Genomic DNA, 23,334 nt, shown 5'->3' on the forward strand with positions numbered 1-23,334 from the left:
CCGAGCTTAATCGTACGAACGCTGATCCTCGATCACTTTTCCGTCGTTCGGCAGATCGCCGGGGGCAACCAACTGAATCTTGCCCTTCATCTTTAGCACATCAACCACCGACGCAGCATAGGCATCGGGCGACTGCGCCTCGGTTTCGATCTGAACCGTCATCGTGTCCATTTCGCCATCGCGGCCCGCGATGACACGGGCCTTGACGATATCGGCATGTTTGGCGACCAACTGCGCCACTTGTTCCGGGCGCACGAACATGCCCTTGATCTTGGTGGTCTGGTCGGCGCGACCCATCCAGCCCTTGATCCGCATATTGGTGCGGCCACAGGGGCTTTGCCCGGCCAAAACCGCGCTCAGATCGCCGGTGGCAAATCGAATCAGCGGATAATCGGGATTCAGGGTGGTCACCACCACTTCGCCCACTTCACCGGGTGCGACCGGATCGCCGGTGCCGGGGCGAACGATTTCCACCACCACGCTTTCATCGACGATCATACCTTCCATCGCTTCGGTTTCATAAGCGATATTACCCAGATCAGCGGTGGCATAGCTTTGCAGACAAGCAATACCGCGATCCGCGTATTCCTGCCTCAGTGACGGGAACAAAGCACCGCCGCCCACCGCCGCCTTGGTAATCTTGAGCGCAAGCCCCATCGCTTCGGCCTTGTCAAGAATCACCTTCAGGTAATCCGGCGTCCCGCTATAGGCCGTTACGCCCACATCATGGGCCGCACGCGCCTGCAATTCGGTTTGGCCGGTACCGGCCGGCAGCACGGCTGCGCCAACCGCACGGGCACCACTTTCGAAAATCATCCCTGCCGGAGTCAGATGATAGCCGAAACAGTTCTGTACAATGTCGCCCTTGCCGATGCCGCAAGCGTTCAAAAACCGCCCCATGCGCCACCAATCGTGTTCGATCCCCCCCGGTTCATAGATCGGACCGGGAGATTGAAAGATATGTGCAAAGCCGCTGGCAGGTTTCGTGGTTAACCCACCAAACGGGTAATCCGCTTCCTGTGCCCGGCTCAGATCGGATTTACGCAAAACCGGCAAGGTCGCCAGATCTTCAACCGATCTGATCTTTGCCGCATCGAAACCCTTCAAAGCGTCGCCATAGCCGGGCAATCCCTGCGCCCGCGCGATCTGTTTCGGCAGCGCCACGGTCAGCGCAGCCGCACGTTCATCCGCGCTGCGGGTTTCGAGATCGTCAAAGAAACGGCTCATAATCAATATCTCCGGAACAGCCCCGGACCTCTCATCCGGTGCAACAGTAAATGGGGACGGGCCCCGGGGCCCGACGAAAACTTTCTCAGCTCAACCAACGCTTGCGGCGGCGATACGACCGCACATCGCGGAAACTCTTGCGGCCTTCTTCAGACATGCCGAGGTAGAATTCCTTCACATCCGGATTTTCTCGAAGGTCAGCGGCTGGGCCATCCATCACCACACGGCCGGATTCCAGAATATAACCGTAATGGGCAAAGCGCAGCGCCACGTTGGTGTTCTGTTCGGCCAACAGGAAGGTCGCGCCTTCCTTTTCATTGAGATTCTTGACGATATTGAAAATTTCTTCGACCAACTGCGGTGCCAGCCCCATAGAAGGTTCATCCAGCAGGATCGTTTCCGGTCGGCTCATGATCGCACGGCCAATTGCCACCATCTGTTGTTCGCCACCCGAAGTATAACCCGCCTGACTGCGGCGGCGCTCTCTCAGGCGCGGAAAATAATTATAGACCATCTCAAGATCGGCATCGATTGCACCTTTGCCATCCTTGCGCGTATAGGCACCGGTCATCAGGTTTTCTTCGACGGTCAGGTGCTCAAAGCAATGGCGCCCTTCCATCACCTGGATCACGCCCTTTTGGACCAGATCGGCCGGGGCCAAGTCCTGCACGCGTTCGCCGCGATAGGTGATACTGCCCTTGGTAACTTCGCCACGCTCCGAGTGCAGCAGGTTCGAAATCGCCTTGAGCGTCGTGGTCTTGCCTGCTCCGTTCCCGCCCAGAAGCGCGGTAATCCCGCCCTTGGGCACTTTCAGCGACACGCCCTTCAGCACCAGGATAACGTGGTTGTAGATCACCTCGATATTGCTGACCTCCAGAAGGGTCTCGTCAGCGGGTCCTGCATCCAGCATCTGCATTAACTTTCTGGTTTTCGGTTTATGGGAATTCCGGCCGCGCACGCTGCGCGCGGCCGGAACCATGAAAGATTTAGTTACAACCCGGCGTGAGGTTGTTTTCCTTGGCGTAGGATTCGGAATCATCGTCGATCAGCGGCGTCAGAACGTCCTGATCGGCCTGCATATAGTCGGTGATCATGTTCCATTCACCGGCTTTCGCATCCCACTGAAGAACGGCGGCATAGCCGTCGCCACCATGATTTTCACAGCTCACGTTGAAGGACGGGCCGAAGTTGGGCATGCCCAGAGCGGTCATCTTGCCTTCGGTCATTTCCAGCTTTTCCATACCGTCGCGCATCATCGCAGGGGTGATTGCCGAAGTGCCATGGATCTGCTGAGCGGTTTTGGCCGCTTCGGCTGCCAACATCGCGGCATAGAGGCCACGGTTGTACAGAACAGTACCGATCTGGTCGCCCGCGCCAGCGGCCTTGCCTTCATCGACCACGAATTCCTGAATATCCTCATACACCGGATAATCAGACCCCACGTTGTGGAAGGTCAGGGACTTGTAGCCATTTGCAGCTTCGCCGGCAGGTTTCACGTCGTTTTCCGAACCCGACCACCAGATGCCGATGAAGTTTTCCATCGGGAAGCGGATGTTGACAGCTTCCTGAATGGCAACCTGATTCATCACGCCCCAGCCGTACATGATCACGTAATCGGGACGTTCGCGGCGAATCTGCAGCCACTGCGACTTCTGTTCCTGACCAGGATGGTCAACGGGCAGCAAAGTCAGGTCGTAACCGTGCTTCTTGGAAAGCTCTTCCAAAGTACGGATCGGTTCCTTGCCATAGGCCGAATTGTGATAGACCAAAGCGACCTTCTTGCCGCTGATGTCACCGTCGTTGATGTCCAGCAGGTGCTTGATCGCAACCGATGCACCATCCCAGTAGTTGGCAGGATAGTTGAAGATGTGGCTGAATACCTTACCGTTCTTGGCCGAAGTCCGGCCATATCCCATCGTGTGCATTGGGATATTGTCCGCGGTCGCTTTGGGGATCAACTGATAGGTAATACCAGTCGACAGCGGCTGATAAACCAACGCGCCTGTCCCTTTGGTCGATTCAAAGCATTCGACACCTTTTTCGGTGTTATAGCCGGTTTCGCATTCCACCAGGTTGACCTGTTCGCCGCCGATACCGCCATCGCGTTCGTTCAGCAGGGTGAAATAATCGGCATAGCCGTCAGCAAACGGAATGCCGTTTGCTGCATAGGGGCCCGTCCGGTAGCTGAGAGACGAAAATGTCAGGTCAGCCATGGCCGGCGATGCCGCCACAAGCGCAGCAATCGCTGCAGAGATCAGTTTCAATTTCATCGGTAAAGTTCCTCCCTTTGGTCATATCCGATGGTTTTGTACCGGGGCTCCTCCGACCCCCGGACTTATGGCAGGGCCCGTCCCTAGTGCGGGAAGGGCCAAAGCCGTAGTTTTTCTTTGGCGACGCGCCACAATTGCGCCAACCCATGGGGTTCCGCGATCAAGAAAATGATGATCATCGCCCCCACAATCATGAATTCCAGATGCGCGGCCAGATCGGTCGGCCAGCCCAGCATGCCAACCAGAACGTTTTTCAACAGCACTGGCAACAGAACAAGAAACGCCGCCCCTGCGAAGGACCCAAAGATCGATCCCAGACCACCGATGATGACCATGAACAGCACGAGGAACGATTTGGTGATGCCAAAGGCTTCGCCCACTTCAACCGCGCCGAGATAGACCGAGAAAAACAAGGCTCCCGAAACGCCGATGAAGAACGAACTGACAGCAAAGGCGCTCAGCTTGGACTTCAGCGGGTCAACCCCGATGATTTCAGCCGCGATATCCATATCGCGGATCGCCATCCACTTCCGCCCCTGGGTGCCCCGTGTCAGGTTTCGCGCCAGAATGCCGCAGATAAACACGAAAACCAGACAGAACATGTAAGAAGCCCAGGCGCTGGTATTGGCCCCGGTCACGGCAATACCGAAAACGGTACGTTCCGGCGCACTGATCTGTCCCGAAGCCGAATAGTTGTAGAACCACGGCACTTTGTTGAACAGCCAGACTAGGAAAAACTGCGCCGCCAGCGTTGCCACGGCCAAATAGAACCCCTTGATCCGCAAAGATGGCAAGCCAAAGGCCATACCAACCATTGCGGTGATCCCGCCGGCCATCAGAACATGGAAGAAAATATTCACTTCCGGCATCGCGGTCATCAGCTTGTAGCAGGCATAGGCGCCCACAGCCATGAAACCACCAGTGCCCAGCGAAACCTGCCCACAATATCCGACCAGGATATTCAGCCCGATCGCGGCAATCGAATAGATCAGGAACGGCATGAACACCGCGTTGACCCAGTAATCGTTAACCGCAAACGGAATAACCAAGAAGGCAGCGAATAGGACGAAATAGTACCGGTACCGGTCGAACCGGATCGGGAAAGTCTGGTTGTCATCGACATAGGACGTTTTGAATTCGCCCGCTTCACGATAGAACATCTGTTATTTTCCTTTCTGCCGCTTACAGCGGATGCTCGGCCTGCGCGCGTTCACGCGCTGCCGGATCAATCAGCGAGGTCTTGGCAGCATAGCCGCTGGCCTCGGCGCCGCGCGCCAGTTTCAGATAGGCGATCACCCCCACACCAAAGCCAAGACAGGCTAGGATGGCAGAGATGACCAGTTGCCGATCGCTAAATCCGTCAGACGTCAGGGCGAGATAGCCAAAGGACCAAAACCCGGCCCAAGCGATCACGTTGATCAAAGCGATGAGTTTCTGCATGCCTCAGACCCTCTCGATGATCTTTTCACCGAACAGACCTTGCGGACGGAACACCAAGAACAGCAGCGCCAGAACATAGGCGAACCAGTTTTCGGTCGCGCCGCCAACCAGCGGACCAACGGTGAATTCGAACAGCTTTTCACCGACCCCGATGATCAGCCCACCGACGATCGCACCGGGGATCGAAGTGAACCCGCCCAGCATCAGTACCGGCAGTGCCTTGAGCGCGATCAGCGATAGCGAAAACTGCACACCCGATTTCGCACCCCACATGATGCCCGCGACCAGCGCCACGAACCCGGCAACCGACCACACCATCACCCAAATGAAATTCAGGCTGACGCCAACGGACAGGGCCGCTTGGTGATCATCTGCCACCGCGCGCATTGCCCGGCCCTGCTTGGTGTACTGACTGAACAACACCAGCACGATCACCAGAATAGCCGCGATCACCGTTGCGACGATGTCCAGCTTGTCGATGAAGAAGCCAAAGAAATTTTCATTCCCAAAGCCCAGCCATTGGGTATTTTCCTCAATCCAGAAACTGCCCCCTTGCGGCAGACCAACATCCAGTTTCTTGATATCCGACCCCCACATGAGGTCGCCGAAACCTTCCATGAAATAAGCCAGCCCGATCGTGGCCATGAACAGGATGATCGGCTCTTGGCCGATCAGGTGTCGGAACACGAACCTCTGCACGCAGTAAGCCAGAACGATCATCATGCCCATGGTCAGGATGATCGACACAAATCCGTTGATATGCCACCCGAAATGGTGAATGTCCGTGCCCAGAACCGCGTTGATCAGATGGCTGAAGGGTACTTGCCCGTCCATGAAACCCACCAAAGTCAGCGCGGCGAACAGCGCCATCACACCTTGGGCATAGTTGAAGATCCCCGACGCTTTGTAGATCAAAACAAAGCCGAGCGCGACAAGGGCATAAAGAACGCCAGCCATAAGGCCGTTCAATAACACCTCGGTCCCGAATAGAAGTTGCGTAGGCATTCGTTACGCCCCCTTAACCTGTTGAATTTCGTGCGCAAAATCAATCATGAGACACCCCCAGATAGGCGTCGATCACGTCCTGATTGCTGCGCACTTCGTCGGGGGTTCCGTCCCCGATCTTCTTACCGTAATCCATCACCACCACCCGGTCCGACAGATCCATCACCACGCCCATATCGTGTTCGATCAGGGCAATCGTGGTGCCGAATTCGTCGTTCACGTCCAGAATAAAGCGGCTCATGTCCTCTTTTTCCTCGACGTTCATGCCCGCCATCGGTTCATCCAACAGCAGCAACATCGGTTCGGCGGCCAACGCCCGGGCCAGTTCGACCCGCTTTTTCAAACCGTAAGGCAACCGCGCCACCGGGGTTTTGCGGATCGACTGGATTTCCAGAAAGTCGATGATCTTTTCCACCGCTTCGCGGTTTTCGACCTCTTCCTTCTCGGCTTTGCCCTTCCACATGGCCTGATGCAGAATGTTGGACTTCATATAGTTCAGCCGTCCGGTCATCACGTTGTCGAGAACCGACATGCCTTCGAACAAAGCGATGTTCTGGAATGTCCGGGCGATGCCCTGTTGCGCCACCTGATAGGGTCTCATTTGCGGGCGTTTCGCGCCCTTGAACCAAACTTCGCCCTCTTGCGGCACATAGAACCCCGAAATTACGTTCAGCATCGACGACTTGCCGGCCCCGTTCGGGCCGATGATTGCCCGAATTTCGCCTTCCTTGATGTCGAAACTGATATCGGTGATCGCCTTCACCCCGCCAAACCGCAGCGTGATGTTCTTCATCTCCATCAGAGTGCCGCCAATCTTGCGGCCATCTGCGGTGACGTATCCTTCTTCGTTGCTCATTCTGCCGCCACCTTTCGCGTTGTCACCGGTACTACCTCGGCATCGATCAGCTTCAGCGTTGCGCTGATCGACCCTTTGCGGCCGTCTTCATAGGTCACTTCGGTCTTGGTGAAGATTTCATCCTTACCGCTGTACAGAGCATCGATCAGATCGTTGAACTTTTCCTCGATAATCCGGCGGCGCACCTTGCGGGTCCGGGTCAGTTCACCGTCATCCGCATCCAGTTCCTTGTGCAGAACCAGGAACCGATGAACCTGACACCCCGACAGCATTTCATCCACCGCCACGGATTTGTTGACCTCTTCCACATGCAATTTTATCGCGTTCAGAACCTCTGGATGACCGGCCAGTTCCTGATAAGAGGAATAGGAAATATTGTTACGCTCGGCCCAGTTTCCGACCGCGTTCAGGTCGATATTGACGAACGCCATACATTGATCACGGCCATTCCCGAACACCACTGCTTCAAGGATGTTGGGATAGAATTTCAGCTTGTTTTCAACGTATTTGGGCGCAAACAGACTACCATCGGCCATCTTGCCGACATCCTTGGCCCGATCGATGATCCGCAGATGCCCGGTATCGGGTTCGATGAACCCGGCATCGCCGGTGGCGACCCAACCTTCGGTGTCTTTGGTTGATGCGGTGCTTTCAGGGTTCTTGTAGTAATATTCGAACACCCCGGGACTGCGGTAATACACTTCACCGCTTTCGCCGATCTTGATTTCGACGCCGGGCGATGGAACCCCAACCGTATCCGACCGCACTTCACCATCAGGCTGGGCGGTGATGAACACCGTCGCTTCGGTCTGACCGTAAAGCTGTTTCAGGTTGATGCCCAAAGACCGGTAGAAATCAAAGATTTCCGGCCCGATCGCTTCACCGGCAGTATAGCCGACCCGCACACGGGAAAAGCCCAACGTATTCTTCAGCGGGCCATAGACGAACAGATCGCCCAGCCAGTATTTGAAACGATCCCCGAAACCGACCGGTTTGCCGTCCAGAATATCGCCACCCACTTTCTTGGCGTGATCCATGAAGTAATGGAACATACGCCGCTTCAGTGGCGACGCATCTTCCATCCGGATCATCACGCTGGTCAGTTCGATCTCGAACACCCGTGGCGGGGCGAAATAATAGGTCGGCCCGATTTCACGCAGATCGGCCTGAAGGGTTTCTTCACTTTCCGGGCAATTGACGCAAAAACCGCACCAATAAGCCTGACCGACCGAAAAAATGAAATCCCCGACCCATGCCATCGGCAGATAGGCCAGGATTTCCTCATCCAGACGCAGATGATCGAATTCGCTGGAATTCTTGGCGCTTTCGATCACGTTGCGGTTCGACAGGACCACCCCCTTGGGCTTGCCCGTGGTGCCCGACGTGTACAGCATCACACAAGTGCTGTCGTAGTCCAGCTTGTCGCTTCGACGCTTCAGCTCCGGCAGGAATTCTTCACGCGCGGCGTGGCCTTGTTCCTGAATATGGCTGAATTCATGCAGGCGAGAATGATCGTATTTCCGCATCCCGCGCGGATCGAGATAGATCATATGCTCGAACTGATGCAGGCGATCCTGAATCTCGATGACCTTATCGACCTGTTCTTGGTCCTCTGCGATCACGAAACGTGCGCCGCAATGATCCAGAACGTAAACCATCTCTTCGGCGGCACTGTCCTGATAGATCGGGACCGGCACCGCGCCAACGGATTCGGCGGCAACCATCGACCAATACATATATGGCCGGTTGCGCCCGATAATCGCGATAAAATCGCCTTCGTTGACGCCAAGATTGATCAGACCCAGGGCGAGATTCGTTATCTCTTTCTCTGCCTGTTTCCAGGTCCAGCTCTGCCAGATCCCGAATTCCTTTTCCCGATAGGCGGGTCTGTCGCCAAATTCGGTGGCGTTACGGTGCAACAACGCCGGGATGGACTTAAGTCCCCCCGCCGTCTGTGACGACTGTGCCAATTCTGTTCCTCCCAATTGCCCGTCAAACCGGACCTGCGGCTCTCCCTGCCGCGATTCTCCCTCTGCCAAAGGGAGCGAAATTAAATTTCACCGTCAACTTTTTCCTGATCATTTCCCAAATCTAACGAATTGTAACAACCGCGATTCAGGCGCTTTCCGCCGCCGCCCCTGAATGTTAGCCATAATGCAGGAGGAGCAAGAATGCCCCATATACCTCAGGATATTGCGGCAATGACCATGGCCGGGCTCAACCTGATCGAGCAAGGTTTGTCGATCTATGATCGTGATCTCAAACTGGTGGTGTGTAACCGTCCCTTCAGGGAAATGTTCGGCCTGTCGGGACATTTGGTCGAACCTGGTGCGGATTTCAAAGACACGATTCGCTATATCACTGAGCGCGGCGAATACGGGGAAGTCGATGATATCGACGAAGCCGTTCAGGCCCGCGTCGATCAGGCCAAGACCTTCACCCCACATTACATGGAACGTAAACGCGCCAATGGCCGTTGGATTTCGGTCGAAGGGTCGCCGCTGCCACAGGGCGGATGGATCACCGTTTACACCGACATCACCCCCACCAAGCAGCAAGAAGAATTGCTGCGCACCCGGTCCGAGGAATTGTCAGACAAGGTGCTGACCTATGCCGAACAGTTGGCCACCTCCAACCGCAAGCTCGCTGCGACCATCACCGCGCTGGAAGAAGCCAAAAGGCAACTGACCGAAACCGAAGCGCGTACCCGCCAGACCACTGAAATGATGCCGGCCCATATTGCGCATCTGGGAATGGATAGACGCTATACATTTTCGAACCGCAAGCTGTCTTCGATCATGCCCGGACGACCATCAGACATTCTCGGCCTGCATATCAAGGACGCTCTGGGCAAGGATATCTACACAGCGATCCTGCCGCATCTCGAAGTCGCCTACGCCGGAACCGCTTCGGTCTTCGAATTCTTCGACGAAGAAAGTTCCCGACGCATTCGCGCCGCCTTCACACCGGCACAGGACGCAGACGGTGAAGACGCAGGGATCTATATCCTGTCGATGGATATCACCCGCGAAACCCAGGCGCGCACTGCGTTGCAACAGACCCGGCGCCGGGAAATGGCGGCGCAGCTGACCAGCGGTATGGCGCATGATTTTTCCAACTTGTTGACCATCATCCTTGGCAGCCAATCGCGGTTGCAACGGATGGACTTACCAGAACCGGCCAAGCGCCAGATCGAAGCCACGCTTTCGGCGGCGCATCGCGGCGGCGCGCTGCTGAACCGGATCGCCGACATTACCGGTGCGCGGGAATGGAACCCGGCCCCCGCCGATGTCAGCCTGATGCTGCACGACCTGCAAATCCTGACCAACCCGGCGCTGCCAGACAATTTCACCCTGCATATCAGCAACCTGCTACGCGAAAATATGCTGATGCTGGATACTGGCATGTTGCAGGATTCATTACTCAACCTGATCCTGAACGCCCGCGACGCTTGTGGTGCCGCTGGCCAGATCAGCCTGACCGTCGCCCCGGTGCAGAACCTGTGGGCCGAATTTATCCTTGATGACAACGGGCCGGGGTTTTCCGACAGCGCGCTGGAACACGCGCTGGAACCGTTTTTCACCACCAAAGGCGGCGAAGGATCGGGGCTTGGCCTGTCGATGGTATATGACATGACCAAACTGGCAGGTGGGCGGCTTCGTATCAGCAACACCGAAACCGGCGGCCGGGTCGTCATCCGCCTGCCGTTGCAACCTGCCCCGCCACCGCTGGAACCCGGATTGGTGCTTCTGGTCGAAGACAGCCCCGACCTGCGCGAAACCGTGCGCGCGATGCTGACATCGATGGGCAATACCGTGATCGAAGCCGAAAGCGCCGACGAAGCGCTGGCGCTGCTGGAAGAATTGCCGGAAATCAATCGCATCCTGTCCGACATCACCCTTGCAGGTGAAAAAACCGGGCTCGATCTGCTTGATGCGTTGCGCGACGGTCACCAACCTTTATCGTTGATGACCTCGCTGCCACCCGAACACCCGCTGTACCAAACGGCCTCGACGCGGGTGCCATTGCTGCGTAAACCCTTTACCCAGTCCCAACTGACTTCTTTTTTGCACCATGAAAGCGCCCCCGAATGACCGCGCCCCTTGTCACCATCCTCGATGACGAACCTGCCATCCGCTCGATGTTGGCCGACGCGCTGACCGAAGCGGGGTTCCGCACCATGAGCTTTGGCCGCGCCACCGAATTCGAAGCGGCGCTGAAAACCGCAACGCCCGATGTCTGTCTTGTCGATCTGTCCTTGCCAGACAAGGACGGACTGACGCTGGTGCACCGGCTGGCGCTGGAACAGGGCGCGACGGTTATCATCATTTCCGGACGGGCACAGGTACAGGACCGGGTCACCGGGTTGGAACTGGGGGCGGATGATTACATCATCAAACCCTTCGATCCGGCCGAAGTCGTGGCCCGCATCCGCGCCCGGCTGCGGCGCGGTCAGTCACAACCGCAATCGGGCAATACCGCCCGTTTCAACGGTTGGACCGCCCATTTCGACAGTTACATTCTGGAAAACGAAGCGGGCGAAGAAACCCCGTTTTCCCACGCCGAAGGCGAAGTTCTTCGGCTGTTCCTCGAACGTCCCAAACGGCTGATTTCCCGTGCGGTGATGCAGGAAACGCTGGGCGGGGCAGCCGGGGAAAGTTTTGACCGGGCGATGGATGTACGGATTTCGCGGCTGCGCACCAAACTGCGCGAAGACCCGAAAAACCCGCGACTGATCAAAACGATCTATGGGGCCGGTTATATTTTCCTAGGTGATGTCAGCTGGAGCTGAGCGATCTTTGCGCCGCGAATCGAACGGGCTTGATCCCGGCGAATCACCCGCTTAGATTCACGCCATGACCTGCTGCCTGCTATACCGTCCCTCTTTGCGATCTTTCCTCCCGCGTTATTACCGGGTCGAAATCGAAATGAACCTCTTTGAAGAGGTTTCGGTGCTGCGCGAATGGGGCGTCAGCGGTGGCAAGGGCCAATGCCGGATCGACATGTTCGGCAATCTGCGCCAAGCTTCGGAACAGGCCGACCGGCTGCGCAATGCGGCGTTGAAACGGGGCTATTGCCGCGCCGCCGCCTGACCCGTTTTCCGGCATTTTTCGCTGCGGCCCCATTGCACCCCGTCGCAGCTTTGCCTAGGCCTTTGCCGAACCCGAAAGGCAAAGCATATGTCCACCATTACCCTTATCCGCCACGGTCAGGCCAATACCACGGCGCAAGATGAAATCAGCTATGACAGGCTCAGCGATCTGGGCTCCCAGCAGGCAGCGTGGCTGGGGGATCACATCCGTGGGACCGGGGAACATTTCGAACGCGTGCTTTGCGGCACCCTGACCCGCCATATCGAAACCGCCCGTGCCATGCAGGCACAAACCCATGCCGAAATCGTGCAGGACAACCGGTTGAACGAAATGGAATTCTTTACTCTCGCCAACCTGTTGCGCGAACAGCAGGACATCCCCCTGCCCGCCTCGCGTGAAGAATTCGTGCCCTATATGCCGATGTTGCTGGGCAAATGGCAAAGCGGGGATATTGCCCAGGCGCCAGAAAGCTTTCAAGATTTCGAAAACCGGGTCGGTTCGATAATCGCTGAAATCAGTCAGGGCCATGGCCCCGCCTTGGTGGTGACTTCTGGCGGGCTGATCGGCATGGTGATGCGCCACGTGCTGGGACTGGACATCCCCGCCTTTGCCCGCAGTAGCATTGCAATCATGAACACCTCGGTCCATCGTCTGCACCGGATCGGCGATGACCTGGCCTTGACCCAATTCAATGCCGTGCCGCATCTGGATCATCCAGATCGGCAATATGCCCAAACCCACCTTTGACGCCATATGCACGTGAATGGAAATCGATACGACATGACACATCTCTGGGTCCGCGCCGAACAGCGCCTGAACGAAGACCGGGTCGGCCTGACCCCGCAAGGCGCCGCCGCCCTAATCAAGGCCGGTATCCGCGTCACCGTTGAAGAAAGCCATGCGCGCGCCATCCCGATCGGCGGATACCGCGACGCAGGCGCCGAAATCGCGGCCGAAAATTCATGGCCCGACGCGCCGCGCGACGCAATCATCTTCGGCCTGAAGGAACTGCCCGAAGACGGCACCCAGCTGCCGCATCGCCACATCATGTTCGGCCACGCCTTCAAGGGGCAACATTCCGGCAAGGCGCTGCTGCAACGCTTCAAGGCCGGTGGCGGGACCCTGTACGATCTGGAATATCTGGTCGATGAGGAGGGTCGCCGGGTCGCGGCCTTTGGATACTGGGCCGGCTATGCCGGTGCGGCGGTGACGCTGAAAACCTGGGCGGCACAGCAGCGCGGCGAAATCTGCGGTCCGGTGGGTGTTTATCCCAGTCAGGACGCGCTGAATACCGAATTGCTGGCTGAACTCGACGCGATTGGCCCAAACCGCCCCCGCGCCATTGTGATCGGCGCGCTTGGGCGGGTCGGCAGCGGTGCGTCGGATCTGTGCGAAGCGATGGGGGCTGCTGTCACAAAATGGGATATCGCGGAAACCGCCAATGGTGGCCCGTTCCCGCAAATCCTGGATCACGACATTTTTCTCAACTGTATCTTCGCTCGCCCCGGCACCCCGGTTTTCGTGCCGCGCGACGCGCTTGATCAACCGCGCAGGCTGACCGCAATTGGCGATGTCGCCTGTGATCCTGACAGCGATTACAACCCGGTCCCGATCTATGACCGTGCCACCACCTGGGCCGAACCGGCGCTGCGTGTCGCTACCGACCCGGTGATGGACGTGATGGCGATCGACAATCTGCCCTCAATGCTGCCGGTGGAAAGTTCGCAAGATTATGCCGCACAGCTGTTGCCATCGCTGCTGACGCTGACCGATCTGGACAGCGGCGTCTGGGGCCGGGCCAAGGCCACCTTCGACACTCACATGGACTGAACATGGAACTCTATATCGGTTACCTCGCCGGGTTTCTCGGCACGATCTGCTGGATCCCGCAAACGTGGAAAGCCTGGGCCACCCGCGACACTTCCGGCCTGTCGCTGGCCGCGAATTTTCTGTTCCTGCTGACCGTGACACTCTGGTTGGTCTATGGTTTGCTGGTAACCGACTGGCCGTTGATCATCGCCAATGGCTGCGCGACGCTGATCGTGTTGAGCATCGTCGCGGCGAAACTGAAATACAAATAAAGACAAATAAGGGGAACGATTCATGACCATTCACTGGTGCGGAACCGGCCTGTCGGCAATTCCCGGCCTGCGGCGACTGATCGAAGCGGGCCAGAAAGTCACCGTCTGGAACCGGACGGTGGACAAGGCAAAGGAAGCCGTCGGCGATCTGACCGACGACATTCGCGCCTTCGATATGAGCGCGCTGGCTGGAGCTGTCGCCAAAGGCGATGTGGTTGTGTCCATGCTGCCCGCAGATCATCATGTGCCGCTGGCCAAGCTGTGCCTGCAAAAGGACGCGCATTTCGTGTCGTCCTCCTATATCGCGCCGGAAATGCGGGCGCTGAACGACGAAGCCAAAGAAAAGGGCCTGTGCCTGGTTAACGAAGTCGGTCTCGACCCGGGCATCGACCACCTGATGGCGCATGCCTTGATGGCCGATTACAAGGCGTCGGTCGTGTTCGATCCGGCCAACGAACTGTCGTTCATTTCCTATTGCGGCGGCGTGCCCAAGCACGAAAACCCGTTCCGCTATAAATTCAGCTGGTCGCCGCTTGGCGTGCTGAAGGCGCTGCGCTCGCCGTCCCGGTCGATCCGTGATTTCGAACCGTTCGACGTGAACCGTCCTTGGGACGCGATCAGCAGCTACACCGCGCCGCTGCCCACGCAAGAAGCGTTCGAAGTTTATCCCAACCGCGATTCCCTGCCGTTCATGGCGCAATACGGTTTTAATCCGGCTTGGCCGGTGCGCCAATTCGTGCGCGGCACGCTGCGGCTCAACGGCTGGACCGAAGCCTGGTCGGAGGTATTCCGCGAAATCGAAACGCTGGATGGCCCCGCAGGCGATGACCGGCTGAAAGAAATGTCCGATCAATTCTGGGCCGAAAACGCCTATGATGAAGGTGAACCGGACCGTGTCGTGCTCTGCGTCGCACTCAGCGCCGTGAAGGATGGCACAGAAGTCTGGCATAAAACCTACACAATGGATGCTTGGGGCGACGCCCGCGGCAACGCGATGGCGCGGCTGGTGTCGGTGCCGGTATCGCTGGCCATTGAATCGGTGCTAAAGGGCAAGATCACGCCGGGCGTATCTGCCGCCCCATCAGATGAGCCTCTGGTGCAGGACTGGCTGGGACAGATCAAGGGTTTGGTTCAGCATATGGAAATCGTCGATCACCTCGCCTGAACAAAATAGACGTTCTGAAACGACAACGCCCGCCAAAAGGCGGGCGTTGTTTTACATGCTGTGAGTGGTGGCTGAGGTGATCAGCGCAGGCTGGGATAAGTATCCGCAGGCTGGCCGCTGAACGTATACACGTTCACCGCTTCGTCCTGATACAGGCCAAGGTCCCGCTCGGTCTGATAGTCAACCGCATCGACCACCGATTTCTGCCCAACGGTCACCGACAGGGTATCGGTCGGGAACTGGCCGCGATCACGGTTGTCTTGATAGGTTGCGGCAACAACGTTGCGGGTCGAAACCGTGTCATTGGCATAGCCTTGGTCGGCATATACAACCGAAGAAGCGGTCAGGGCGATGGCGGCGGCGGTGATGAAGAGTTTCATGTTTTTTCCTTTCAAGGGTTCGTTTATTCCGTGTCGCTCGTTGCGACCTGAGCAACAGATGGCCCCTCCAACCCCGCGCTTCAATGACATTTAGCCCTTGGAATATGTGTGGGAATTGCCCCCGCCCGCGCGAAAATGCACACACATCTCCGTGACCTTATAAGTCACATAAATTCAATAGATTACCCGCCAATACCGGACAAGGAAGCAGAGGAAAATCGCGGCGGATGGTTCGGATAGATCCCAAAGATTTTCGAAGGACTTCACAGGACGACAACCTAAAAGGGCCCCACCTTTACGGTGCGGCCCAAATCAGGTGTCGAGGCAGGCAGAAGCCCCCCAAGTCGTCTTCTTCGATCAGAATCGATGCCCCGAAAACGGCAACGCCCGCCAAAAGGCGGGCGTTGTTTTACATGCTGTGAGTGGTGGCTGAGGTGATCAGCGCAGGCTGGGATATGTATCCGCAGGCTGGCCGCTGAACGTATACACGTTCACCGCTTCGTCCTGATACAGGCCAAGGTCCCGCTCGGTCTGATAGTCAACCGCATCGACCACCGATTTCTGCCCAACGGTCACCGACAGGGTATCGGTCGGGAACTGGCCGCGATCACGGTTGTCTTGATAGGTTGCGGCAACAACGTTGCGGGTCGAAACCGTGTCATTGGCATAGCCTTGGTCGGCATATACAACCGAAGAAGCGGTCAGGGCGATGGCGGCGGCGGTGATGAAGAGTTTCATGTTTTTTCCTTTCAAGGGTTCGTTTATTCCGTGTCGCTCGTTGCGACCTGAGCAACAGATGGCCCCTCCAACCCCGCGCTTCAATGACATTTAGCCCTTGGAATATGTGTGGAAATTGCCCCCGCCCGCGCGAAAATGCACACACATCTCCGTGACCTTATAAATCATATAAAATCAGCTAGTTAGACCCATATACCGGACAAAAAATCAGGGATCAATCGCGGCGGACTGTACGGATGGATTCCAACCGTTTTCGACGCCTCTCTCGGGACTACGCCCCAAAATGGCCCCACCTTTACGGTGCGATCCAGATCGGGTGTCGGGGCGTTGCACAAGCCCCCACCCAAATCATCTTCTTCGCTCACAATCGATGCCCCGCAAACGACAACGCCCGCCAAAAGGCGGGCGTTGTTTTTACATTTTGTGAGTGGGGCCGTCGCGATCAGCGCAGGCTGGGATAGGTATCCGCAGGCTGGCCGCTGAACGTATACACGTTCACCGCTTCGTCCTGATACAGGCCAAGGTCCCGCTCGGTCTGATACCCAACCGCATCGACCACCGATTTCTGCCCAACGGTCACCGACAGGGTATCGGTCGGGAACTGGCCGCGATCACGGTTGTCCTGATAGGTGGCGGCAACAACGTTGCGGGTCGAAACCGTGTCATTGGCATAGCCTTGGTCGGCATATGCAACCGATGAAGCGGTCAGGGCGATGGCAGCGGCGGTGATGAAGAGTTTCATGTCTTTTCCTTTCAAGGGTTCGTTTATTCCGTGTCGCTCGTTGCGACCTGAGCAACAGATGGCCCCTCCAACCCCGCGCTTCAATGAACTCAAGTCCTTGAAATATGTGTGAAAAATTGACCCCACCCGCGCAAAAATGCACGACACTTCCCCGTGATCGCATAAAGAGAATAAAATCAGTCGCTTAAGCATGAATAAAGGGGCGCAATAGCGGGGCATTCACGGCAAATCATAGAACCGGATCACACCCCTCCGCCAAGATCACATGGTGCAGCAAACAAAAAGGGCCCCGCTTTCCCAGCAGGGCCCGATCTGTGTCCCGGATGACCGGATCAACCGCCCCGGATCAGGTCGTCTTCTTCATCCGCCGCTGACAAACCCAAAGCTTCCAGCCCGTTTTCCAGATGATCGGACAAATGCGGCGTACCGATCAGGTAATCGGCGGTCGGGGTTGTGGCCTCGGTCAATGCGGTTGCACGGGCATCGGCCCATTCTTCCGCTTCAAAGCTGCCGCGCCCGATCCACATCAACGTGACCAGATCGGCCTGTTCTTCTTCGTTCAGCCGGTCAAGGAAGGCACGCAATTCGCCTTCGGCGCGGTTCAGTTCCCGCGCCATGAGGATCACATTGGCAACTTTTCTGATGCTGATTTCAAGCATATCTCAATCTCCTATTCGCGCGTGTTTGGATGATACCATGAAACCGGCACCACGCCGCGTCCTTGATCTGGATTAAGTTAGGTTTTCGGCGTTTCCAACGGAACCACCTGGGCATCGGGTTCCGGGGCCAGTTCCTCGAAATCGAAATTGTCCAACCGCCTTGCGCGGCGGCCCGCCTTATCGGAACTGATCTTGATCTCGGCAATGTCCTTGGCTGCCTGTCCGAAATGCCGATCAAGGTTTTCCACCCGCGTCCCTAACCGTTCCACGTCAGCAAACAGCAGCGCCAGTTCGCGGCGGATCGCACCGGCTTGTTCGCGCATCCGCGCATCCTTCAGGATCGCCCGCATCGTGTTCAGCGTCGCCATGCAGGTGGTTGGTGACACGATCCAGACCCGTTTGTCGAACCCTTCGCGCACCAATTCGGGAAAATTCGCGTGCAGCTCGGCATAGACCGCTTCGGACGGCAGGAACATCAACGCCCCATCGGCGGTTTCACCTTCGATCTGATATTTTTCGGAAATCGCCCGGATATGGGTGCGCACGCTCTGGCGCAGGAATTGCGCCGCGCGGTTCAATTGATCCTGCGTTTCGGCCCGGCGCAGTGCCTCATAGGCTTCCAGCGGAAATTTGCTGTCGATCACGATCGGGCCGGGCGGGTTTGGCAAGTGGATCAGGCAATCCGCCCGCCGACCGTTCGACAGCGTCGCCTGCCAAGTGAAACTGTCGCTCGGCAGCGCCTTGCCAACGATATCGCGCAGCTGGATTTCCCCGAATGCGCCCCGGGTCTGCTTGTTCGACAAAATGTCCTGCAGGCTCAGTACATCGCCCGACAGCTTGGTGATGTTTTCCTGCGCCTTGTCGATCACCTGCAACCGCTGTTGCAATTCGCCCAGACTATGCGCTGTGCGCCTGGAACTGCCTTGCAGGTTTTCGGTCATCTGGTGCTGTACCTGCGCCAGCCGCTGTTCCATCAGTCGCAGCATATTGGTCTGCGCCGCCGATTGCGCCTCGGCCACATGGGTCAGCCCGCCCGCCAGTTGCTGCTGCCCATCCGACAGCGCCTGCACCCGCTGGCCCATCTGACCGATCTGCATCGCCAAGGGTTCCGCCAGACGCGCCGACCGGCCCGAGGCCCGGACCGCCATGATCAGCAGGATCATCACCAGCGAAACAATTCCCGCCACGACCAAAGCCGCGATCACCAGCGGATCACCCCAAACATATTGTTGGCCGCCAATTTCGATCATGTCCGTCCAAACAACCGTTCGATATCGCTCAGTTTCAGTTCCACATAGGTGGGGCGCCCGTGATTGCACTGGCCCGAATGCGGCGTTGCTTCCATTTCGCGCAGCAGCGCGTTCATTTCTTCCGCCCGCATCCGGCGTCCCGATCGGATCGACCCGTGACAGGCGACCCGGCTCAGGATCGCTTCGATCCGGGCTTGCACCGTCTGACTGTCGCCCAGATCGGCCAGTTCATCCAGAATATCCAACACCATGGCGCGAGCGTTGACTTCGCCCAGGATGGCCGGGGTTTCGCGTACCGCGATGGCCCCGCCGCCAAAAGGTTCAATCCCCAATCCCAATTTTTGCAGATCCGCCTCAATTTCCAGAATCCGGGCGCAATCGCCCTCGGACAGTTCGACGATTTCAGGGATCAGCAGGGCCTGCGCCGCGACCCCGTTTTCGGCCATCTGGTGTTTCAGCTTTTCATAAACCAATCGTTCATGCGCCGCGTGCTGATCAACGATCACCATGCCGGTTTCAGTCTGGGCGATGATGTAATTTTCATGCACCTGCGCCCGCGCAGCCCCCAAGGGCAGCGCCTCGGCCCGCGTCTCGTCCGGCCCGTGCGCATCGGCCTCAACTACATCTTCCACCCGCGCACTATAACTTTGGCCGAACTCGGCAAAGCCCGGATCGGGGGCCTGTGCCCGGTAACTTTGCGCAATCGCCTGCTGTGAGGGCCGGTCCATCTGATAAACCCGCGCCGGGCCTTGCGCCATCGGTTCGGGCCGAAACGCGCCCAAGGTCGCCCCGGCAACGGTGGTCGATGCACGATGCCCCGCTTCGGCCAAGGCATGGCGCAAAGCCGACACGATCAACCCACGCACCATTCCCGGATCGCGGAACCGCACTTCGGATTTCGCCGGGTGCACGTTGACATCGACCCGGTGCGGATCGCATTCGACAAACAGCGCCGCCGCCGGGTGCCGATCGCGGCTGAGGAAATCGAAATAGGCCCCGCGCAATGCCCCGATCAGCAACTTGTCCTTTACCGGACGGCCATTGACGAACAGGAATTGCGCCACCGCCGACCCGCGCGAATAGGTCGGCAATGCGGCATAGCCGGTCAGCATGAAATCATCGCGTTCGGCGTCGATCTTCAGCGCGTTTTCAGCAAATTCAGATCCCAGTACCCGCGCCAGCCGACCATGCAGCGCGTCAAACAGATCGCCGCTTTCGGCATCGGCGCGAAACGTGACCCGGCCTTCGCCACCGCCCGACACATCGCGCAGGGTGAAACCGATGAACGGCTCGGCCATCGCCAGCCGTTTCACCACATCATTGATCGCCTGGGTTTCGGCCCGGTCGGTGCGCAGGAATTTCAACCGCGCGGGGGTGGCATAAAACAGATCGCGTAATTCAACCACGGTGCCCCGGTTCAATGCGGCCGGTTTGACCGCCCCCATCTGCCCGCCCGTCACCGTGATCTGCGCCGCTTCGGAACCGTCTACCCGACTGGTGATGCGCAACCGTCCCACCGCCCCCAAGGATGGCAGTGCTTCGCCCCGAAACCCGAAACTGTGGATGTCCAACAGGTCGGACCCGTCGATTTTCGACGTCGCATGGCGCGACAGGGCCAACGCCAACTGATCGGCGGCAATACCGCAGCCGTCATCGGTGACCCGGATCAACGTCTTGCCACCATCGGCAATCGCCACTTCGATCCGCCTTGCGCCCGCATCGATGGCGTTTTCGATCAATTCCTTGACCGCCGATGCCGGTCGTTCGACCACTTCACCGGCGGCGATACGGTTGATCGCGCCTTCGTCTAGTTGCCGGATGACGGGCTGATTTTCGCTTATATTGGGGGATGCCTGAACCATATAACAAGACCTAGCATAAAGAGCCGCGATTCGCCCATTGTTGATATTCGCAACAGGCTTACAGCGGCCCGGTCTTGTACAACGTCACCTTCAACCCGCCATGAGCAATCGGTGGTCCGGGCGGATCGAACGGCAGGGCGGTGGCCTTGGCCAGCCCCGGTTCGCTGGTCACGATCCCGACACGCCAGCCGGAAAACCGCTGTTTCAGAACCTGCCCCAGCGATCCGTAAAGCGCGAAAAGGTCTTTTTTGTTGCCAATCCGCGCCCCGTAGGGCGGGTTCACCATGATCAGCCCCGGCTGACCGTCGGGGCGCTCCAGATCGCTGATCGCGGCATGGGTGAACGTGATGCAATCGGCAACCCCGGCGCGGTCCGCATTGCTGCGCGCCATGTCGATCACCCCGGCATTGCGATCCGATCCGTAGAACTGCAAATCGATGGCTCGCGTCTTTGATGCGGCGCGCATTTTCTGCCATTGCGCGGCGTCGAACCCGGCCAGTTTTTCAAACGCAAACGACCGTGCCCGCCCCGGCAACAATCCCAGCGTGATCTCTGCCGCCTCAATCGGGAAGGTGCCCGAACCGCACATCGGATCAAGCACCGGCTCAGACCCGACATAGCCGCAGGCCCGCAGCAGCAACGCGGCCATATTTTCGCGCATCGGCGCCTTGCCCACGGCGGCCTTCAGCCCACGCTTATGCAGGCTTTCGCCGGATGTATCGACGCTGAGAATCACCAGATTGTCGTCGATCCGGGCCTTGATCTGCACCTCGGCTTCGTCTGAAATGACCGCGCCCAGTTCTTCTTTCAGCGCTGTTTCCAGCCGCTGCTTGGCGGCCCCGGCATGGTAGATTTTCGATTTCTTGTTGGTCGACACCTCGACCCGCACCGACTGCCCCGGATGCAAGATATCGCCCCAAGGGAATTTCCGCGCCCGCTTGTCCAGCTGCGCCAGATGAAAGGCGCGAAACGACCCAATCCGCGCCAACACCCGCGACGCCCCGCGCAATTCCAGATTGGCGCGCCAAACCTCGGGCCAGCCTCCGGTTAGGGTAACACCACCGGGCACCGCATTGACCCCGGAAAAGCCCTTTTCACGGGCTTCGTCGGCCAGATAGGGTTCCAACCCCGGCGGGGTGGCGAGGAAAATTTCAAATTCTGCATCCATTGCGCCTGATTAGCGGGGTTTGGATCGGGGCGCGATAGGAATTTATCACAGCACAAAGAAACACAGGCTCACGGCGTCCCTGCGGTCGCGGTCTGTGCAACGATCAAACCGCTGTCAGCCGTCCATCGCGGCCTTGTACCAAGCCACGATCTTGGCCCGTTCTTCGGGTTCGATATAGGACAGGTTCGCCAACGGCATCGCATGGCTCAGACCGGCCTGAATATAGATCCCGCGCGCTTGCGATGCGATCTGATGCGGGGTTTCCAACCGCACCCCTTTGGGGGCCCAATGCAACCCTTCCCAACCCGGTTCGGCGGCATGGCACATGGAACAGCGGCCCATGACGATATCCGCAACTTCGTCAAACCCTTCGGCTTGGGCAAAGCGCAAGGCGGCGCCATGCGCTTCTTCTTGTGCCTCGGTCCTGAACATCGGTGCGGTGGACAGCCACATGATCAGCACGAACAGCAGCGCAGTGGCCAACCAGGTCCAGGTCGGATTGCCTTTGCGCGCATGCAGCGAATTGAAATAATGCCGGATCGTCACCCCCATCAGGAACACAAGACTGGCGATGATCCAGTTATATTCGGTGGCAAAAGCCAACGGATAGTGGTTCGACAGCATCAGGAAAATGACCGGCAAGGTCAGGTAATTGTTATGGGTCGACCGCTGCTTGGCGATCTTGCCGTATTGCGCATCCGGCTTGCGTCCGGCGATCAGGTCGGCCACCACGATTTTCTGATTGGGAATGATGATGAAAAACACGTTCGCGCTCATGATCGTGGCGGTAAACGCCCCCAGATGCAGCATCGCAGCGCGGCCCGAAAACACCGACGTATAGAAATAAGCCATGCCCACCAACACCACAAACAGCGCCACCATCAGCGCGGTCTGATTGGCATTCACGAACTGCTTGCACAGCGCGTTATAGACGATCCAGCCAAACCCCAGCGACGCCATTGAAATCAAGATCGCCTGCCAATTGGCCAATTCCATCACCGCCGGATCGACCAGATAGAACTCGGCCCCCATGTAGTAAACCACCGCCAGCAAAGCGAAGCCCGACAACCATGTCGAATAGCTTTCCCATTTGAACCAAACCAACCCGTCGGGCATGTTGTCTGGTGCCACCAGATATTTCTGAATGTGGTAAAACCCGCCGCCATGGACCTGCCATTCTTCCCCATCGGCCCCGGTGGCAAGGTTGCGGTCGCGGTGCAATCCCAGATCCAACGCAATGAAATAGAACGACGACCCGATCCAGGCGATCCCAGTGATCACGTGCAGCCATCGCACCGCGAATTCCATCCATTCGCCCATGGCGGCAAAATCATACATCGAAAACTCCTGCTGATCGGTTTTGCAATCAGGGTATCCCCCGCCGCACTTGTTTGTTAA

General features: G+C 57.8%; 23 protein-coding genes. 7 read left to right on the top strand and 16 right to left on the bottom strand.

What is annotated here, in order from left to right:
• Positions 1 to 6: 6 nt before the first annotated feature.
• The 8 genes from TG4357_RS08425 to TG4357_RS08460 form a co-directional block, all read right to left on the bottom strand.
• Positions 7 to 1,227, bottom strand: coding sequence for a phenylacetate--CoA ligase family protein (locus TG4357_RS08425; RefSeq protein ID WP_058262448.1), 1,221 nt, complete (start codon positions 1,225 to 1,227; stop codon positions 7 to 9).
• An 85-nt stretch (positions 1,228 to 1,312) separates the two neighbouring features.
• A complete protein-coding gene (locus tag TG4357_RS08430) occupies positions 1,313 to 2,137 on the bottom strand; it encodes an ABC transporter ATP-binding protein (protein ID WP_058262677.1) in 825 nt (274 codons plus the stop codon).
• Positions 2,138 to 2,213: 76 nt separating this feature from the next.
• Positions 2,214 to 3,497 carry an ABC transporter substrate-binding protein gene (locus TG4357_RS08435; protein ID WP_058262449.1) on the bottom strand — a complete coding sequence of 428 codons (1,284 nt, stop codon included), beginning with the start codon at positions 3,495 to 3,497 and terminating at the stop codon, positions 2,214 to 2,216.
• A gap of 83 nt (positions 3,498 to 3,580) precedes the next feature.
• Positions 3,581 to 4,657, bottom strand: a complete 1,077-nt coding sequence (locus TG4357_RS08440; protein WP_058262450.1) for a branched-chain amino acid ABC transporter permease — start codon at positions 4,655 to 4,657, stop codon at positions 3,581 to 3,583.
• Between the two features lie 22 nt (positions 4,658 to 4,679).
• The gene (locus TG4357_RS08445; RefSeq protein ID WP_058262451.1) at positions 4,680 to 4,937 is read right to left on the bottom strand and encodes a hypothetical protein; all 258 of its coding nucleotides are present in this window, start codon (positions 4,935 to 4,937) and stop codon (positions 4,680 to 4,682) included.
• 3 nt (positions 4,938 to 4,940) lie between these two features.
• Positions 4,941 to 5,942 carry a branched-chain amino acid ABC transporter permease gene (locus TG4357_RS08450; protein ID WP_058262452.1) on the bottom strand — a complete coding sequence of 334 codons (1,002 nt, stop codon included), beginning with the start codon at positions 5,940 to 5,942 and terminating at the stop codon, positions 4,941 to 4,943.
• 40 nt (positions 5,943 to 5,982) lie between these two features.
• Entirely contained in the window at positions 5,983 to 6,798 is an 816-nt protein-coding gene (locus tag TG4357_RS08455; protein ID WP_058262453.1) for an ABC transporter ATP-binding protein, read from the bottom strand.
• Positions 6,795 to 8,768 (bottom strand): AMP-binding protein, encoded by a 1,974-nt coding sequence (locus tag TG4357_RS08460; RefSeq protein ID WP_058262678.1) that lies wholly within the window; start codon positions 8,766 to 8,768, stop codon positions 6,795 to 6,797. Before TG4357_RS08460 ends, TG4357_RS08455 begins: the two co-directional genes overlap by 4 nt.
• A gap of 201 nt (positions 8,769 to 8,969) precedes the next feature.
• On the opposite strand from TG4357_RS08460, the gene TG4357_RS08465 reads away from it, so the two are divergent.
• From TG4357_RS08465 to TG4357_RS08495, 7 genes are all read left to right on the top strand, one after another.
• Positions 8,970 to 10,892: a hybrid sensor histidine kinase/response regulator gene (locus TG4357_RS08465; protein ID WP_058262454.1), complete on the top strand. Its 1,923-nt coding sequence runs from the start codon at positions 8,970 to 8,972 to the stop codon at positions 10,890 to 10,892.
• The gene (locus TG4357_RS08470) at positions 10,889 to 11,590 is read left to right on the top strand and encodes a response regulator transcription factor (protein WP_058262455.1); all 702 of its coding nucleotides are present in this window, start codon (positions 10,889 to 10,891) and stop codon (positions 11,588 to 11,590) included. The genes TG4357_RS08465 and TG4357_RS08470 overlap by 4 nt, the downstream gene beginning before the upstream one ends.
• Positions 11,591 to 11,654: 64 nt before the next feature.
• Positions 11,655 to 11,891, top strand: coding sequence for a WGR domain-containing protein (locus TG4357_RS08475; RefSeq protein ID WP_058262456.1), 237 nt, complete (start codon positions 11,655 to 11,657; stop codon positions 11,889 to 11,891).
• Between the two features lie 87 nt (positions 11,892 to 11,978).
• Positions 11,979 to 12,638 (top strand): histidine phosphatase family protein, encoded by a 660-nt coding sequence (locus TG4357_RS08480; protein ID WP_058262457.1) that lies wholly within the window; start codon positions 11,979 to 11,981, stop codon positions 12,636 to 12,638.
• A gap of 33 nt (positions 12,639 to 12,671) precedes the next feature.
• Entirely contained in the window at positions 12,672 to 13,721 is a 1,050-nt protein-coding gene (locus TG4357_RS08485) for a saccharopine dehydrogenase (protein WP_058262458.1), read from the top strand.
• 2 nt (positions 13,722 to 13,723) lie between these two features.
• Positions 13,724 to 13,972 (top strand): SemiSWEET family sugar transporter, encoded by a 249-nt coding sequence (locus TG4357_RS08490; RefSeq protein WP_058262459.1) that lies wholly within the window; start codon positions 13,724 to 13,726, stop codon positions 13,970 to 13,972.
• 22 nt (positions 13,973 to 13,994) lie between these two features.
• Entirely contained in the window at positions 13,995 to 15,137 is a 1,143-nt protein-coding gene (locus TG4357_RS08495; RefSeq protein ID WP_058262460.1) for a saccharopine dehydrogenase family protein, read from the top strand.
• A gap of 80 nt (positions 15,138 to 15,217) precedes the next feature.
• Here the strand turns inward: TG4357_RS08495 and TG4357_RS08500 are convergent, their stop codons facing one another.
• The 8 genes from TG4357_RS08500 to TG4357_RS08540 form a co-directional block, all read right to left on the bottom strand.
• Positions 15,218 to 15,517, bottom strand: coding sequence for a hypothetical protein (locus TG4357_RS08500; protein WP_058262461.1), 300 nt, complete (start codon positions 15,515 to 15,517; stop codon positions 15,218 to 15,220).
• Between the two features lie 438 nt (positions 15,518 to 15,955).
• Positions 15,956 to 16,255, bottom strand: a complete 300-nt coding sequence (locus TG4357_RS08510) for a hypothetical protein (RefSeq protein ID WP_058262461.1) — start codon at positions 16,253 to 16,255, stop codon at positions 15,956 to 15,958.
• 442 nt (positions 16,256 to 16,697) lie between these two features.
• The gene (locus TG4357_RS08515) at positions 16,698 to 16,997 is read right to left on the bottom strand and encodes a hypothetical protein (protein ID WP_058262463.1); all 300 of its coding nucleotides are present in this window, start codon (positions 16,995 to 16,997) and stop codon (positions 16,698 to 16,700) included.
• A gap of 332 nt (positions 16,998 to 17,329) precedes the next feature.
• A complete protein-coding gene (locus TG4357_RS08520; protein WP_058262464.1) occupies positions 17,330 to 17,656 on the bottom strand; it encodes a DUF3775 domain-containing protein in 327 nt (108 codons plus the stop codon).
• A 77-nt stretch (positions 17,657 to 17,733) separates the two neighbouring features.
• Positions 17,734 to 18,906 (bottom strand): DNA recombination protein RmuC, encoded by a 1,173-nt coding sequence (locus TG4357_RS08525; RefSeq protein ID WP_058262465.1) that lies wholly within the window; start codon positions 18,904 to 18,906, stop codon positions 17,734 to 17,736.
• Positions 18,903 to 20,768, bottom strand: a complete 1,866-nt coding sequence (gene mutL, locus TG4357_RS08530; protein ID WP_058262466.1) for a DNA mismatch repair endonuclease MutL — start codon at positions 20,766 to 20,768, stop codon at positions 18,903 to 18,905. Before mutL ends, TG4357_RS08525 begins: the two co-directional genes overlap by 4 nt.
• 58 nt (positions 20,769 to 20,826) lie before the next feature.
• On the bottom strand, positions 20,827 to 21,936 hold the full coding sequence (locus tag TG4357_RS08535) for a THUMP domain-containing class I SAM-dependent RNA methyltransferase (RefSeq protein WP_058262467.1): 1,110 nt from the start codon (positions 21,934 to 21,936) through the stop codon (positions 20,827 to 20,829).
• Positions 21,937 to 22,050: 114 nt separating this feature from the next.
• Positions 22,051 to 23,274, bottom strand: coding sequence for a urate hydroxylase PuuD (locus TG4357_RS08540; RefSeq protein ID WP_058262468.1), 1,224 nt, complete (start codon positions 23,272 to 23,274; stop codon positions 22,051 to 22,053).
• Between the last annotated feature and the right edge of the window lie 60 nt (positions 23,275 to 23,334).

The sequence above is a fragment of the Thalassovita gelatinovora genome (assembly GCF_001458355.1).
Taxonomy (GTDB): Bacteria; Pseudomonadota; Alphaproteobacteria; order Rhodobacterales; family Rhodobacteraceae; genus Thalassobius; species Thalassobius gelatinovorus.